Genomic DNA, 15445 nt, shown 5'->3' on the forward strand with positions numbered 1-15445 from the left:
AGCAGTATATGCCTACCGTGCCGGGGTTCTCAACCGCCCCGGTTTCTGGTCACCGCGCGTTCCGCCCCTTTCTCGCCTCCGATAGATAGCGTACTCGCTGCCGCAGTTCCCCCAGCCAGTCATGGCTCGGCCTCTCCTCCGCCTCCGCTCGCTCGAACCCGGTGGCGATGGGGAAGGGGTCGAGATCGAGCAGCTTGGCATAGACGTAGCCGATCAGAACCCTGGCCGAAGCCAGGACGGGCGCAGCCAGGAAGATGCCCAGGATGCCCGCCATCCGCGCCCCGGCGATCGCCCCCACCAGCACCACCAGCGGGTGTAGCCTGACGCTCCCTCCTATGATGCGGGGCACCAGGTAATTGTTCTCCACCTGCTGAATGAGCACGTAGATGCCCGCCACCAGCAGCGCAAACCAGAGTGGTGGCAGAGGAAGCCACGAGGAGCCCTGAAGCAGAGCCAGCAGCACTGCCGGTGTGGCCGCTATGACGGGCCCCACATTGGGCACCACCTCCAGCAGCCCTGCCAGCAGCCCCAGCACCAGCGCGTTCGGTACCCCCACCAGGGCCATGCACGCGGCCACGACGGTTCCCACTACCACGCTTAGGATCACTTGCCCCCGGAAGAACGCGTGCCAGATACGCCCGATCTCGGCCGTGAGGCTAGCATAATCCGCGGCGTACCCGGGCGGCACCACACTCCGCAAGTAGGCCGTGACGCGATGCCAATCGCGCATAAGGTAGAAGGACACCACGAACACGAATATGGCCCATAGCAGGCCGGTGGCCACATCCAGGAGGAAGAAGACACTCTCCGAGATGAGCGGTTGGAGCAACCCTTCGAGCGAAGCCTGACTGCGTGCCAGCACCTCATCTACGTCAAGCCGGCCCCCGAGTATGGCGTTCAGCCCGCTGGCCAGGTCCTCCACCAGGTTCTCCATCACGGCATCGAAGTCCACATCTAGCTGGCTGGCCTGCGATATCAGCGTAGGAGCAGCTAGCGCCGGGATGATGGCCAGCACCGCCAACGCCAGCAGGTCCACGAGGAGCACATTGAGCCCACGGTGCACGCGCGTCCGCCGCTCCAAGGCATCCACGATTGGAGTCAGGATATACGCGATCACTATGGCAATGGTGAGGGGTGGGATGATGGCGCGAATCTGGTACAACGCCAGGGCCAGCAGCAACGCCATCCCAGTTGCCACTGTCCGCTTGGTGCTGTCGCTCCAGGGTCTGGACACCGCGCGCCTCAGAATGCCGAAGAAGAACGGGGGTAGCCGGCGGCTACCCCCTGAGGTGATCTAGCGCCGGTCTCGGCGCCCCTGCGGCCGGCCACCTCCACCGTCGCCACCCCGGCGGGGGCGTCCGCCCTGCGGCCGGGAGATGGCGCGGTCTCGCTCCCGCGCTTCCTCGGTGGTCCAGCCTTCGAGAACCGCTTGCCGAGATAGGCGAATGCGGCCGGTGCCTGGCTCTATGTCGGTCACCATGACCATGATCTCGTCTCCCACGTGCACCACGTCCTCGACCTTCTCGGCCCGGTAGTCGGCCAGCTGAGAGATGTGGACCAGCCCGTCGGTGCCGGGCAGGATCTCGACGAAAGCTCCGAAGTCGGTGGTACGGACCACCTTGCCGGTGTAGATGCGCCCGATCTGGGCCTCCTCCACCAGCGCCTCGACACGACGTCGGGCCAGCTCGGCCGCGGCCGCATCGTCGGAGGCGATCAGCACAGTGCCATCGTCCTCGATGTCTATCTTCACCCCCGTCTCCTCGATGATACCCCGAACCGTCTTGCCTCCGGGGCCGATCACCGTTCCGATCTTGGAGACGTCTATCTTGAGCATGGTGATCCTGGGAGCATGCGGCGACAACTGAGGACGCGGCTCGGCGATAGCCTCCGCCATCTTGTCCAGGATGAATAGCCGCCCTACGCGTGCTTGCTCCAGGGCCCGGGCCAGGATCTCGTCCGATAGCCCTTTGACCTTGATGTCCATCTGGAGCGCCGTCACGCCGTCCCGGGTGCCAGCCACCTTGAAGTCCATGTCGCCCAGGTGATCCTCCATGCCCTGAATGTCGCTGAGCACGGCGTACCGGTCGCCCTCCTTAACCAGCCCCATGGCTATCCCCGCCACCGGCCGCGATATTGGCACCCCAGCGTCCATCAAGGCCAGGGAGCTGCCACAGACGCTGGCCATCGAGGTCGAGCCGTTGGAGGAGAGCACTTCGCTCACCACACGCATGGTGTAGGGGAACTGCTCCTCAGAGGGCACGACGGGCAGGAGAGCCCGCTCAGCCAGCGCCCCGTGCCCTATCTCGCGGCGGCCGGGTCCGCGAAGCGGACGGGCCTCACCGACGCTGAAGGGCGGGAAGTTGTAGTGGTGCATGTAGCGCTTGCTTTCCTCGGCGCTGAGCGTGTCGAGCATCTGCTCGTCGCTCGCAGTCCCTAGCGTCACCACGCTCAGGACCTGGGTCTCTCCCCGAGTGAACAACCCCGAGCCGTGAGCTCGGGGCAGAAGCCCCACCTCGGCGCTGATCGGACGTATCTCTTCCCAGTCCCTTCCGTCCGGCCGCCGGTGCTCCAGGATCTCGCTGCGCACCACCTTCTGGAAGACGCTCTCGAAGGCGTCGGCCAAGCTACGAGCACGTTCCTGATCGTCCTCGGTGCCCGCCAGAAGCTCGTCGCGAAGCGCATCCAGGGCCTGCGAGCGCTCTTCCTTAGACGCGGTCGTTCGCACGGCCTCGGCGATGCGGTCCTGAAAGCGCGCGGTCACGTCGCTCAAGAGCTCCGGGTCGGGTGAGCGCGTTATCATCTCCCGCTTCGGTTTGCCAATCTCCTCGGCCATGCGTCTCTGCACCACGATGCTATCCTGGATGGCAGCGTGGCCCTCGCGCAGGGCGCGAACCAGTAGTTCCTCAGGGACTTCCTGTGCTCCCGCTTCCACCATCAGGATGGCGTCCTCGGTGCCGGCCAGCCGCAGATCTAGGGTGCTCGCCTCCATCTGCGACACAGTGGGGTTGAACACGAACTGACCATCCACATACCCCACTCGCACCGCTCCTACCGGACCGCCGAAGGGGATGTCGGAGATCATTAGGGCGGCCGAGGCGCCCAGAATGGCGAGCACGTCCATGAGCACTTCCGGATCCGCCGACAAGGCGGTAATGATCACCTGTATGTCGTTGCGGATGCTCTTGTCGAACAGGGGGCGCAGCGGGCGATCTACCAGGCGACCCGTGAGGATGGCTTCCTCGCTGGGACGGCCCTCGCGCTTGATGTATCCTCCTGGAATGCGGCCGGCAGCGTAGAGGCGCTCCTCGAAGTCCACCATGAGGGGCAGGAAGTCTATACCCTCACGGGGCTCATCGGAGGCTGTGACCGTCACCAGGAGTACCATATCTCCACAGTGAACCGTCACTGCCCCGTCGGCGAGACCGGCCAGCCGCCCGGTCTCTAGCGTTACCTCTTGTTGGCCAACACGAGTGGTGTAGTTGCGTAACATCGCCTTTCCTCCATCGGGCGAGGGGGCCGGGAGGATAGGCACTGGCGTCTGCCCACCACGTCCGTGAGTGGCAGACGCCAATCCCTATACCTCCTGGCGCGCTCGCTCCTAGTAGCTAACCTGTCGCCGCTTCAAACGAGAAGCGAGTAGCCGTCCCTGGGGCCGCCTACTCGCTTCTCGAAATGCTGAATCCGCTCGGCTTACCTGCGTAGGCCGAGCCGCTCGATGATAGTACGGTACCGCTCGGGATCGGTGCGCCTGAGATAGGCTAGATGCCGACGCCTCTGACCCACCAGTTTCAGCAGACCCCGTCGTGAGTGCTCGTCGTGCTTGTGCTCCTGCAAGTGAGACACCAGGCTGTTGATTCGAGTGGTCAGCAGGGCTATCTGCACCTCGGGCGAACCGGTGTCGGATTCGTGGGTGTGGTATACCTGTATTATCTCAGACTTCTGATCCCTAGTCAGTGCCACGCATAGCTCCTTTCACTACCTGTCCGCGACTCAGCCCGCCAAGCATGGTTTCCCTGGTTGGCAACCATTATAGGCTCCAGACCACTTCTCCGCAAAAGGCTGGCCGGCCGCTGCCGCGCTGCCCAAGCCGAGCTGTGCACTGTCCTCGACGCCGACAGATCGGAGCGCCTCCGATCTCGCCCGACACCGGGGGGCTCAGCCCAAGGTGTCCTCAGCCTCAGCTTGACAGTGGCACCCTACGCACCATGCCGCTAGCCCCGCCTGAAACGGCAACCGGACCCGCCAGCGAGCGAACGGGCCCGGTCGACAGGCGCTTCGGACGATAGCCCGAACGCACCGAGTCGCGATCGGCTCAGGGATAGATCTGATTCCCCTCGTCGTCGGACAGAATGATGCAGTCCACCGGACAGCTCTCGGCTGCTTCCCGGATGGTATCCTCGTCGGCGCCGGCGGGGTTCACGACAGTCGAGATCCCCTCGTCGTCCAGCTCGAACACGTCCGGTGCGATGTCAGTGCAGTTGCCGCAGCCGATGCACTCGTCACGCTCGATGGCTATCTTCATTGCAGCCTCCACGGAGTATGGCGGCAGTCCTGCGACTGCCCTGGGTATGACCGCCGCAATACTAGGCCAGGTACCGCCTCCGCATCAAGTTTCGGCTTCTCAAGCAGCGCACCAGGCCGGCCCGATACCCCGGTGCGCCCCGTTGCCAGACAGGGCGGCCGTCCGCACAGCATGCACGTAGGTGTGTTCGTAGGCATCCCCTGGAGTCGCCGCAAACCCGGCGTGGCGCCCGGGAATCCTGGCGCACCCTTGAGACCTCAGCGGCCAAGTGCCACAATTGGTCGGTCATTACAGTAACGCGGAAGTGCCACAATTCGTCGGTCACTCACGGAAGTGTCTCCGGGGCAGTTGGTAGGGCAACTCCCTCAGGAGAGGCTGCGTCTGCGGGGCTCGGCGGCGCAGGGCATAGAAGCGGATCACACCTTCGTCGAGGTGTACCTGGCAGCGCACTAGCCGCTGAGTCCAGTGGGCATCAACGGGGAAGGTGTGACCGAGCAAGGAGACCTGGCCGTAGTCATTGCTGCGACGGAGGTAGATCATCTGGCCAGTGGGATGAGCCTGCAGGTCGAGCTGGAAGTCATGGGGGAAGGGACGCCTTTGGGGAGCGCCTTCCCGGCGATGGGCGGTGCGAGCCTGATGCCTGGTGAGGTAGAGGTCGGACTGGCCCACCAGCCCGGTCAAGGACTCGTGCTGGAAGCGGTGCCAGACGTGGGTCTGCCAGTCGCCATTGAAGTGCTCGATGGGACCTTGAAAGCCCAGCTCGCCCGGGGGCACAAACACGGGCACGACGCCCAGGCACAGGCAAAGGCGGCTGACGGAGCCGATGGTGTCGGCATGCTGGTGCGGTCCCTGAAAGAGGGTGTCATTGTCAAACTGAGCGTAGCCAGGAAGGCCCCACCTATGCCAGTGCTCAAGCAGGCCTTGGCGCACCAAGACAGCGGTGAGGTTCTCCTTGGGAAAGGAGCCGGCCAGACGGCCATGAAGAGAGATGACGTTGAGCACCTCAACCTCAGGCCCGCCCTTTATCACCAGGCCCTCGATCCTATCCCAAAGGTCCAGCTCCAAGCGCCCCTCTGCCACCTCAGGCAGGTACCAGCCGCGAGGAGGGGCGAGGAAACGCTGGCGGCGGGTGCCATCGAAGGCGCCGCGGCGTTCGAGGATGCGGTTGATGGTGCGCTCACTGGGCGGCTTCAGGCCAAGCTCAAGCAGGTAGCCCCTGATGGCCAGAGCGCCGTGGTAGCCAAGGGCATCCTCCTCTTTGAGGTAGCGGCGTGCCTCAAGCACCATGTCCTCAAGCTCCTGGCTGCAGCGGCTAGGTGGGTGCTTTGGCCCGGGACTGTGGCTTGTCCAGTCCACCAGCTCCACTGGCTTACCCTCCGCCCGCTTCACCCAATACTGCAGCGTGCTCAGTGCCACCCCAAAGCCTCTCGCCACCGAGCGCAGCGACTGGCCCTGGCGCACGGCCTCCACCACTGCTGCCGCCTGCGCTCGTGGGTCCCCTTTTGGCCATGCTATTGCCTCCTGCCCTGGATGTCACTAGCATAACTGACCGGGCAAATGTGGCACTTCGGTGACCGAGAGATTCTGGCACTCGGCCCCTCAGCCGACACCCTTCCTGCAGACGCCTTCGGCGCCAGATCGTCCGCGCCGCGGCCCGAACACAGGCGCACTAGCTCTTGAACCATTCCGGCATTGTGCTATAGTATTTGCAGCGTTTCGCTGGCTCGCCCGACTGGAGAGGTCACGGAGCAGGAGGTGGGACGATGGCCGCAGCCCAGCGCGAGGTCGTTATCGACGCAACGCCGAGTAAAGTGTGGTCTCTATTGGGAGACGTAACGACCTGGCCTTCCTGGAACCCCAGGATCACCCAGGGCAGGATGCTGGATGGCGAGGAGTTCTTCCCCGGCGCTACGTTCCAGTACGTGTGCGACGGCAAGCCGGCAGTGGGCACCATCACCCAGGTTGAGAGGCTGAAGACCCTTGCCTGGCGGACGGGGAACAGCCGCCAGTCGTTCCGTCTGCAGGCAGACGGCGACAAGACGCGGGTGACGGGAGCCGCCGAGATCACCGGCTTCATGGCCTCGCTGCGCAAGTCCAAGAGCGAACAGGAGGCAGCGAACATCTGCGAGACTTGGCTAGGGGGGCTCAAGCAGGGCGCCGAAGGCAAAGGCGCCTGATCCACAGTCCGTGCGCATAACCAGGAGGGATGGTCTACCCTGGGCGGCCCCCGCGCCTCGACTGGCCGGGGGTGCGCCTGCAGGCCGTGTCTTTTTGCCTCTAATCAGAGCACTTCCACTACATGCCGAGGAGGAGAACCGGTGCCTTACGGATACGCGGGCCGCATACTGCACGTCAACTTGAGCGAAGGCAGCCTGACCATCGAAGAGCCCGATGAGCGCTTCTATCGCACATACATGGGTGGCAGCGCCCTGGCTATGCACTACATACTGAGGGATGTGCCGGCTGGAGCCGACCCCCTGGGGCCCGAGAATGTGCTCGTGGTTTCCGTGGGCGTCCTGACCGGAGCGCCCATCAGCGGTCAGAGCCGGGTCATGGTCAACGCTAAGAGCCCGCTCACCGGGGCCATCGGCGACGCTCAGGGCGGAGGCTTCTGGCCTGCCGAACTCAAGCGAGCAGGCTTTGACGCCATCGTCGTGCGCGGCCAGTCGCCCAAGCCGGTCTACCTCTGGCTGCACGACGGGCAGGCCGAGCTCCGCGACGCCTCGCACTTGTGGGGCAAGATCACCGGCGAGGCCGAGCAGGCCATCCGCGAGGAGCTGGGCGATCCCAAGGTGGAAGTGCTGCAGATCGGACCTGCCGGGGAGAAACTGGTCCGCTATGCCGCGGTGATGAACATGAGCAACCGCGCTGCCGGCCGCACCGGCATGGGCGCCGTCATGGGTTCCAAGAAGCTCAAGGCCATCGCCGTGCGCGGCACAGGCCGGCCCGAGATCCACGACCGCCAGGCCCTTAGCCAGTTGGCCCGCTGGGGTGCCGAGAACGTGGACATCATCGGCAATACCGCCCTGCACGGCACCGCCTTCGGCGTGCCGGACCAGCAGGAGGCGGGCGGCCTTCCCACGCGGAACTGGTCCAGTGGAGTCTTCGAGCATTACGAGGCTCTCAGCGGCGAGACCATGTCCAGGACCATCCTCAAGGAGCGGGACACCTGCTACGGCTGCGCCGTGCGCTGCAAACGAGTGGTGGAAGTGCACGAAGACCGCTGGGACGTGGATCCTCACTATGGCGGTCCCGAGTACGAGACCATCGCCACCCTTGGCAGCTACTGCGGCATCGGCGACCTGTCTGCCGTGGCGAAGGGCAATGAGCTCTGCAATAAGTACGGGCTGGACACCATCTCCGCCGGGGCCACCATCGCTTTTGCCATGGACTGCTTCGAGAACGGCATCCTGACGACGGCGGACACGGGTGGCATCGAGCTGCGCTTCGGCAACGCGGAGGCCATGGTCCAGTTGCTGGAGATGATCGGCAAGCGCGAGGGCATTGGTGACCTCTTGGCAGAGGGAAGCGCCCGCGCCGCGGAGAAGCTGGGGCGAGGAGCTGAGCGATACGTCGTCGCGGTGAAGAAGCAGGAGCTGCCCGCCCACATGCCCGAGGTGAAGCGCTCCCTGGCTACCATCTACTCCGTCAACCCCTTCGGCGCTGATCATATGTCTCACGAGCACGACCCCTCGTACGAGCCTTCGGCCGCGCCCATGAAGCTCGAGCGGCTTGCCAGTCTCGACCTTCTCACGCCCGAGGACGCCCTTGTCCTGGACCAGGGAAAGGTGCGCTTCGCCTATTACACCGAGTGCTTCTACAGCCTCCTGGATACGGTGGGCACCTGCCAGTTCGTGTGGGGGCCCGGGTGGCAGATCTATGGGCCATCGCAATTGGTGGAGGCCATGCGCGCTGTCACCGGCTGGGACGTGACCCTCTTCGAGCTGATGAAAGTGGGCGAGAGAAGGCTGCACATGATGAGAGCCTTCAATACCCGCGAGGGGCTGACGCGCAAGGACGATTGGCTACCCCGACGCTGCTTTGAGCCCAAGAAGGGTGGGGCATCGGATGGCTACGCCATCACCCAAGAGGAGCTGAGTCGTTCGCTGGACTGGTACTACCAGATGGCTGGCCTGGACGAGGAGGGCCGCAGCACCCGAGCCAAGTTGATGGAACTGGACCTGGAGTGGGTGGCCGACATCCTTCCATAGGAGCGGCCGACCCCTTGCCCCGGAGGCGGGACGCTCGTCCCGCCTCTCTCTCGTCCCCTCAGCCCCTCGCCGGGCGAAGGTGATAGGGACCAGCGGGGTCGAGTCGTACCTGAACCGCGTCGGCCAAGAGGTTGGCGGCCAGGACGGTTGCGGCGATGGCGGCCCCTGGGGCCACTCCCAGCCATGGCGCCTGCCGCAGATACGACCGGGACTCCGCTAGCATGAGCCCCCACTCCGGCTGAGGCGGGCGGGCGCCCACGCCCAAGAACGATATGGCGGAGACGTGGAGGATGGCCCATCCCAGGTCCAGCACTGCCACGGATATGAGCTGAGAGGCGGCGTTGGGCAGAATGTGACGTAGTAGTATTCGACCCTCCCGGGCCCCGACCGCCTGAGCCGCTCGCACGTACGCCGCCCTCCGCAGTTGGCGCACACGAGCCCGGGCCAGCCTGATGTAGACGGGAACGCCGGCGACCGCTACCCCTAGCGCCGCGTTCTCGATCCCTCGCCCCAGAAGCCACGTGAGCACCAGCGCCAACAGCAGCCCGGGGAAGGCCAGCAGCACATTGGCTCCGGCGGAGATTAGCTCATCCAGTAACCCGCCCCGGTAGCCGGCCACGATGCCCAGAAACGAGCCCGCCACGAGGGCCACCAGGACGGCGGCCACGCCCGCACCCAGGGATAGCCTGCCGCCGTGGAGCAGCCTGCTCAGCACGTCCCTGCCGAACATGTCAGTCCCCAGAGGGTAGGCCGACTGAGGCGGACGGAGGGCCGCCTCCACCTGGACTGCCTCGGGGCTCCGCCCCACCACCGCCGGCCCCACCACCACCGCCGCAGCGATGAGAATCAGAAGTGCCATTCCGGCCCGGGCTACAGGCAGGTCCAGAAGCGATGGGCGCCGGATGGGTGGATGGCGCCGCGGGTAATGGCGGGTGGGTATGGGGAACCGGCGCGCCGGCACGCTCACGGTTCGCGGACCCTCGGATCCAACCAGGCCGCGGCGACGTCACTGATCGCGTTCGCCAGCGTGTACGTGAGGGCGGCGAACATGATGCACCCCTGAGCCAGGGGGTAGTCCTTGGTCACGACGGCCTGCACCAGCAGCCGGCCGACCCCCCGGCGGGAGAAGACTGTCTCGGTGATGGCAGTGCCAGCGAGAAGGAAACCGGCTTGTAGGCCCAGGAGTGTGACCACTGTGGGGGCAGCGTTGCGCAGCACGTGTCGCACCAACAGAAGCCCATCGGGAAGCCCCTTGGACCGCGCCACCTGAACGTGAGGTGACGATGCTGCCTCCAGCACCGCTACTCGCGTCACCCGAGCCACTACCCCTGCCGAGGCGAGCCCGAGGGTCAACGCAGGCAGCACTAAGTGCCGCCACGAGCCCTCGCCGCTGGCGGGAAACCATCGCAGGCCAGCGCTGAAGGCCATGACCGCCAGTATGCCCGTCCAGTAGGTGGGCAGCGACACACTACCCACCGCCAGCAGGCGCGACAGCCAGTCCAGTGGCGTGCCACGACCCAAAGCTCCGGCCATACCCAGGCTCCCCCCCAGCACCAGAGCCACCGCGAAGGCAGCCAGTGACAGAGCCGCAGTACTGGGGAACTGCTCCCCGATGAGCGTCGTCACTGGGCGCCGATACAGTATGGACTCGCCCAGGTCGCCCCGCGCTAGCGATCCGAGGTAGAGCACGTACTGGATAGCGAGGGAACGGTCCAGACCATACCGGCGTCGCCATAGCTGGACCTGCTCTGGGGGTGCCCCTGCCTCCGCCAACATGGCCTCCACCGGATCGCCCGGTAGGGCCCGCATCATGAGGAAGACGGCCGTCACCACCGCCAGCAAGGACAGCGACAGGCCAGCCAGGCGCCTGGGAATCTGAGCCGGGCGCACCGCTATGGGGCGTCCCGGCAGGTACTAGCGGCAGGACCCGGAAAGCCGGAGATCATGGAGGACGGGGAACCATCCCCTGCTGTCGAAGCGCAGATCGCTCACGCACCGACGAACTCCGTTGAGGTTGACGTAGTCACGGATGGGTAGGATGAGAGCTTCCTCCATGATGAGGGTCTGAGCACGGCCGTACAGCTCGGCTCGCCTCTGAGGGTCTCCCTCCGCCCGGGCTTGATCGAGCAAAGCATCCAACTCGGGCGACGAGACGCGGCTCCAGTTCCGGACGCCGATGCTTTCGGTGTGGAAGAAAGATCGCAGCAGATCGCCGTCAGTTCCCGGCTCAGACCAGAAGATAAGGTTGTGGCGGTTCTCCGCCACCGCCGCTAAGGCGGCAGTGAACGTGACTTCGTTGAGCACCAAGTCCACCCCCAGGGCACGCCACTGCGCCTGCAGCAGCTCCGCCACCTCCGGGACTAGGCCCCAGGTCATCACATACGCCTGCAACTGCAGCGGTTGTCCATCCCGGTACCTTAGGCCGTCATCAGCCATCGTCCACCCGGCTTCCTCCAGAAGCGCTGCCGCCTGCTGCACATCCGCCTCAGGGTACAGAGCCTCGACCGCAGAACTGTAGTGAGTGTGGTTGTGGGACAAGGGACCCACCGCTACCGGGGAGTAGTCTCCGAAGACCGTCCGCACCAGCTGAGTCCGGTCGGCCCCAAGGACAAGAGCCCGCCTGACGTCGAGGTCGTCGGTAGGGAACGCGGTTGTATTCAAGAATCCGACGAGCGGTAGCCCGGGGATTCGGGTGGGCACGAGGTACAGGTCCTCGCTGGTCTCGATCCTGGCAGCATCCTGAGGCGGTATCTCCCCTACTACATCCGCGTCGCCGGCCTCCAGAGCCAGCAATCGGATGGCCGGTTCCACCAGGAACCTGAACTCGACTTCCCCGGCCTCAGGCAGCCCCTCGTGCCGGAAGATCCCGGGCGGCGGAACATAGGCGGGGTTGCGCACGAGCGTCAGATGATCATTGGGGGCGTAGTCCCTCATCATATACGGACCGGTGCCGACCTGGTGGAACTGGTACTCATCCCCCCACCGATCCAGCGCCGCTGGCGAGGCCGGCGCCAGATAAACCTGGCTGAACGAATCGAGCAAAGGAGCGAAGGGTTCGCGAAGGTACACAGCCAAAGTGTACTGGTCCAGAACCCGGCATCCCTCGTATGGCCCCAGCAGCACCACCGCTTTGCGGGATCCGGTGTTCGGGTCGGCGACGCGATCCAGGGTGCGCTTTACCGCGGCAGCGTCGAAGTCAGTTCCGTCGTGGAATCGGATGCCGCGCCGCAGACGGAAGGTGTAGACGGTGCCGTCCTCAGACACGTCCCAGGACTCGGCCAGCATGGGGAGAAACTCCCCCTCCTCCGATCGGTAGACGAGCGTATCGTAGACACTGCTCAGCGGGATGCCGAGCTCAGAGGAGACATCAATATGCGGGTCTATACCGGAAGGAGCGAGAGTCAGGCCGTACACGAGCCTTGACCCGGCTGGAGACGGGCTGGTGCCAGGAGCGGCGCACCCAACCGCCGCCAAGGCTAGAACCACCAGCAAGAGCGGAGTACGCCAACCTCTTTCCACCGATGCCGCCTCCCGAACGCCGCGCCATACTAGAATGCGCCCCCGTCACGATGGGCGGGGCCGCAATTTACCGTATGCACGAACCTGACCGACCTCACGCTGCGAAGCCGGTGCGCATTATACATGCGACGCCCCGGCGAAGCACGAGTCAAGCCCCTCTGTGGCCTGCCGAACCCCCAACAAACTGAAAGGCCCAGCCGCAGGTCATGCGTCCAGGCCTCCAGGATCTATCCGCTGATGGGCGAGATAGGATTCGAACCTACGACCTCACGGATGTGAACCGTGCGCTCTAACCAGCTGAGCTACTCGCCCCGAAGCACCAGTGTCTACAAGGAGTATAGCCATCCCGACCACTAGCGGCAAGTCCCCAGGCGGCAGCTCTCATCGGCCAACAGCATCCCGTCGCCCGCCGCACTCAGGGCCCTAGAGCAAGCCCTGAGTGCACTGCAGGAGCTCCGTGCTACGAGGGGCGCGAGCAGCCGCGCGCCCGCTGCGCCTGATGCACCTTGGGCTGAGCACCGCGCCCCCACGCACGCCCCTCCTCCCACCACCCCCGGTACGCGGACTCCTCAAGGGTAACGTGAGAACCATCGCGTCGCCCTTCTATGGGCCGGAGAACCTGGCCTGCCGGCCTGCCAAGCAGCCACCTAGCCGGGTCTGCAACCGGCGACTGCGGGCGGGGCACACCCCTCCCCTCGATCCCGAGCTCTTGCGTAGAAGAGCACACGGGTACTTCCGTACCTGCGATCATCCTCGAGCGTCAAGTAGGCAAGATCGAGCGAGCGATACTCCTTGGGGTGAATCTGTACCACCACCAAGTCCCTCGCGGCAGACACCTCCCGGTCCAGTGCCCTTAGAGCCTTCTCCCACAGCCCCTGATATTGGGGTGGCGCCACATAGACGATGTCGAAGCAGTCGGGGCTGCGTTCGAGGTACCGGAACGAGTCCTCGCGTACCACCCGGGCTCGCTGAGCTAGCCCGGTTAGGCGCAAGTTCTCTTGCACCGTCGCCACCGCCCGAGCGCTCCGGTCCACGAAGGTGGCCTGGGCGGCCCCTCTGCTCAGAGCCTCGATGCCCACGGCCCCCGTGCCGGCAAAGAGGTCCAGGAAGGTGGCCCCCGTGATCTCGGGCTGAAGTATGTCGAAGACCGCTTCCTTGACCCGGTCCGTCACCGGCCTAGTGGTATCGCCCGGTACCGACTTCAGGCGCCGGCCCTTGGCCTCACCCGCAATCACCCGCACCGCCTTCCTTACCTCCGGCCCACAGTGATCTGTCCCTTCTTCGTGACCGCGCTAGTAGTTCTTGTAGCGCACCGTCTCCCCAGTCGCAAGGCTCCGATGAGCACTGCACGCGGCCTGACGTCCTGCGACAGACGTCATGTGCAGTCAGACCCGGCAACCGGACACGATGGATGGCCTTTCGGGGCCTTCATCGCGTCGCCCTAGGCACGACGTCTGTCTTGGCGAGCGCCCGGTGCCTCGGCCCTACTCGCCAGGAGTCAGCATCTGACCGGCCTAACCAGAAGCAACTGCCCTAGTCTCGAGGCGTCTACCCTGCCGCAGAGGCCTTGACAGAAGGAACTGCCTTCAGTAGCCTTGCTGCAGTCCTATCGTGAAGACTCTGGCCACCCAACGACTGCCGCACGGAATGGGCTCCACTGCCCACACCGTGCTTGAAGGCCGCACATGCCCTAGGCGCAACCAGAGCCTGCCTAGAGCCATGTCACCCCACAAGGGCAAGGAGGATGCCGATGTCACGCCAGAAACCGACCAGACGGGCTGTGCTCCGTGGAGCCATGGCCACAGGGGTTGTCGCCGCTCTCTCGGCCTGTGGCGCAACGCCGGCTCCCAGCGCTGAGCGTGCCGCCACGGAGGCTACCGCTAGCGCCCCCGCTGAGGGAGCACCGGCCGCGGCCGAGGAGCAGTTTTCCATCGAGATCCTGGTAGACTTTTCCGACGAGTACATGCAGTACGCCAACGATGTTGTCCATGTCGCCGCCAAGGAGAAGTACCCCGGAATCACGATCAACATTGTGCCCATGGACTGGGGCACGCTCGAGGAGAAGCTTCTTACCTCCAAGGCTGCTGGGGCCATGCCGGACATCTTCCGCGAGAGCTCGGACACCGTTCCCGTGCTCGTGGTAAACGATCTGGCCCGCCCTCTGGACGACTACCTAGACGACTGGGGCACTCGGGATGACTTCTTCCCCAGCGCCCTGTCAGATACCTCGTGGCTGGGCAAAGTCTGGGCCTTGCCGCAGCTCACCAGCCCCCGTCATTACTGCTACCGCAAGGACATCGCCGACGAGGCCGGTGTGGAGATATCCGACGACTGGACTTTCGACGACTTCCTCGACGCCGCCTCCGCACTGACTCTCCTCGAGGGAGGCAAGGTCATTCGGATGGGTGCCTCCTCCCAGAACAGCACCGAGGAGTTCTTCCTGGTGGTGGAGGCCGCCGGGCAGGCCATGATCCAGAACTGCATGCCCGCCTTCATAAACGAGAAGGGCTTCTGGGCTCTGGACTGGATCGGCAAGCGGAACAACGCGGCCGCTCCCCAAGCGGCCTCACCTCTGCCCGACTCCCCCATCCCCTACATCGCCACGGGCCAAGTGGTGATTCAGTATGGCCACCCGGGTTACTGGTACACCGTCATGCAGCAGAATGCCCCTGATAAGGCGGAGTACCTTGTCGTTCCCAACCCGCCCCTCAAGGAGAAGCGCGTAGCCACCACCAACACCGACTTCCTGGCCGTCTCTACCACTACGAAGTACCCTGATGCTGTCTGGGAGGTGCTCAAGAGCCACATGGAGCCGGAGGCCCTGGCCACCTTCAACCAGCAGTGGGGCTACGTGCCGCCGCGCATCAGCGCCGCGGAGCAGGCCGAGTACATGCAGAGCCCGGTGATGCAAGCTGTGAGCGAGCACCTGGCTGAGTACGGGACGGCCTGGCCTCGGTTGCCGGGCTGGGCCCCCTTCAACGGCCTGGTCCAGCCGGCCATAGAGGCCGTCACTCTGGGCATGCAGACGGCTGAGCAGGCCCTCACCGATATCGAGGCGGAACTCAACGAGCTGTTTACTACTTTCGACTGGCCTGAAGGGGCTTGCTCCTGACATAATAGAGGGCCGGGCACACACAGGTTCTCTGGGTGTGCCCGGCCGCTTGACGCGGCAGCTCGGATTGCCTTTCGCCGG

The 15445-nt window shown here is 64.9% G+C and carries 12 protein-coding genes and 1 tRNA gene; 3 read left to right on the forward strand and 10 right to left on the reverse strand.

What is annotated here, in order from left to right; all coding sequences use genetic code 11:
- Positions 1–49 precede the first annotated feature (49 nt).
- The 5 genes from HPY83_15780 to HPY83_15800 form a co-directional block, all read right to left on the reverse strand.
- Positions 50–1234 carry an AI-2E family transporter gene (locus HPY83_15780; protein ID NPV09406.1) on the reverse strand — a complete coding sequence of 395 codons (1185 nt, stop codon included), beginning with the start codon at positions 1232–1234 and terminating at the stop codon, positions 50–52.
- Positions 1235–1294: 60 nt separating this feature from the next.
- The gene (locus HPY83_15785) at positions 1295–3490 is read right to left on the reverse strand and encodes a polyribonucleotide nucleotidyltransferase (protein NPV09407.1); all 2196 of its coding nucleotides are present in this window, start codon (positions 3488–3490) and stop codon (positions 1295–1297) included.
- Positions 3491–3690: 200 nt separating this feature from the next.
- Positions 3691–3960: a 30S ribosomal protein S15 gene (gene rpsO / locus HPY83_15790; GenBank protein NPV09408.1), complete on the reverse strand. Its 270-nt coding sequence runs from the start codon at positions 3958–3960 to the stop codon at positions 3691–3693.
- 352 nt (positions 3961–4312) lie between these two features.
- A complete protein-coding gene (locus HPY83_15795; GenBank protein ID NPV09409.1) occupies positions 4313–4522 on the reverse strand; it encodes a ferredoxin in 210 nt (69 codons plus the stop codon).
- Positions 4523–4843: 321 nt separating this feature from the next.
- A complete protein-coding gene (locus HPY83_15800) occupies positions 4844–5995 on the reverse strand; it encodes a hypothetical protein (protein ID NPV09410.1) in 1152 nt (383 codons plus the stop codon).
- 290 nt (positions 5996–6285) lie between these two features.
- On the opposite strand from HPY83_15800, the gene HPY83_15805 reads away from it, so the two are divergent.
- Together HPY83_15805 and HPY83_15810 are read left to right on the forward strand one after the other, a co-directional pair.
- On the forward strand, positions 6286–6699 hold the full coding sequence (locus tag HPY83_15805; GenBank protein NPV09411.1) for a hypothetical protein: 414 nt from the start codon (positions 6286–6288) through the stop codon (positions 6697–6699).
- Positions 6700–6840: 141 nt separating this feature from the next.
- Positions 6841–8733, forward strand: a complete 1893-nt coding sequence (locus HPY83_15810; GenBank protein NPV09412.1) for an aldehyde ferredoxin oxidoreductase family protein — start codon at positions 6841–6843, stop codon at positions 8731–8733.
- Between the two features lie 58 nt (positions 8734–8791).
- On the opposite strand, the gene HPY83_15815 is transcribed toward HPY83_15810, so the two are convergent.
- The 5 genes from HPY83_15815 to rsmD form a co-directional block, all read right to left on the reverse strand.
- The gene (locus HPY83_15815; protein NPV09413.1) at positions 8792–9700 is read right to left on the reverse strand and encodes an ABC transporter permease; all 909 of its coding nucleotides are present in this window, start codon (positions 9698–9700) and stop codon (positions 8792–8794) included.
- On the reverse strand, positions 9697–10623 hold the full coding sequence (locus HPY83_15820) for an ABC transporter permease (protein NPV09414.1): 927 nt from the start codon (positions 10621–10623) through the stop codon (positions 9697–9699). Before HPY83_15820 ends, HPY83_15815 begins: the two co-directional genes overlap by 4 nt.
- A 24-nt stretch (positions 10624–10647) precedes the next feature.
- Positions 10648–12252 (reverse strand): hypothetical protein, encoded by a 1605-nt coding sequence (locus HPY83_15825; protein NPV09415.1) that lies wholly within the window; start codon positions 12250–12252, stop codon positions 10648–10650.
- 238 nt (positions 12253–12490) lie between these two features.
- Positions 12491–12564 (reverse strand) — tRNA-Val (locus tag HPY83_15830).
- Between the two features lie 335 nt (positions 12565–12899).
- Positions 12900–13493 (reverse strand): 16S rRNA (guanine(966)-N(2))-methyltransferase RsmD, encoded by a 594-nt coding sequence (gene rsmD / locus HPY83_15835; GenBank protein ID NPV09416.1) that lies wholly within the window; start codon positions 13491–13493, stop codon positions 12900–12902.
- Between the two features lie 509 nt (positions 13494–14002).
- Between rsmD and HPY83_15840 the strand changes: the two genes are divergently transcribed.
- Complete coding sequence (locus HPY83_15840) at positions 14003–15364, forward strand: extracellular solute-binding protein (protein ID NPV09417.1); 1362 nt, start codon at positions 14003–14005, stop codon at positions 15362–15364.
- Positions 15365–15445: the final 81 nt, after the last annotated feature.

The organism is Anaerolineae bacterium (genome assembly GCA_013178015.1).
Taxonomy (GTDB): domain Bacteria; phylum Chloroflexota; class Anaerolineae; order DRVO01; family DRVO01; genus Ch71.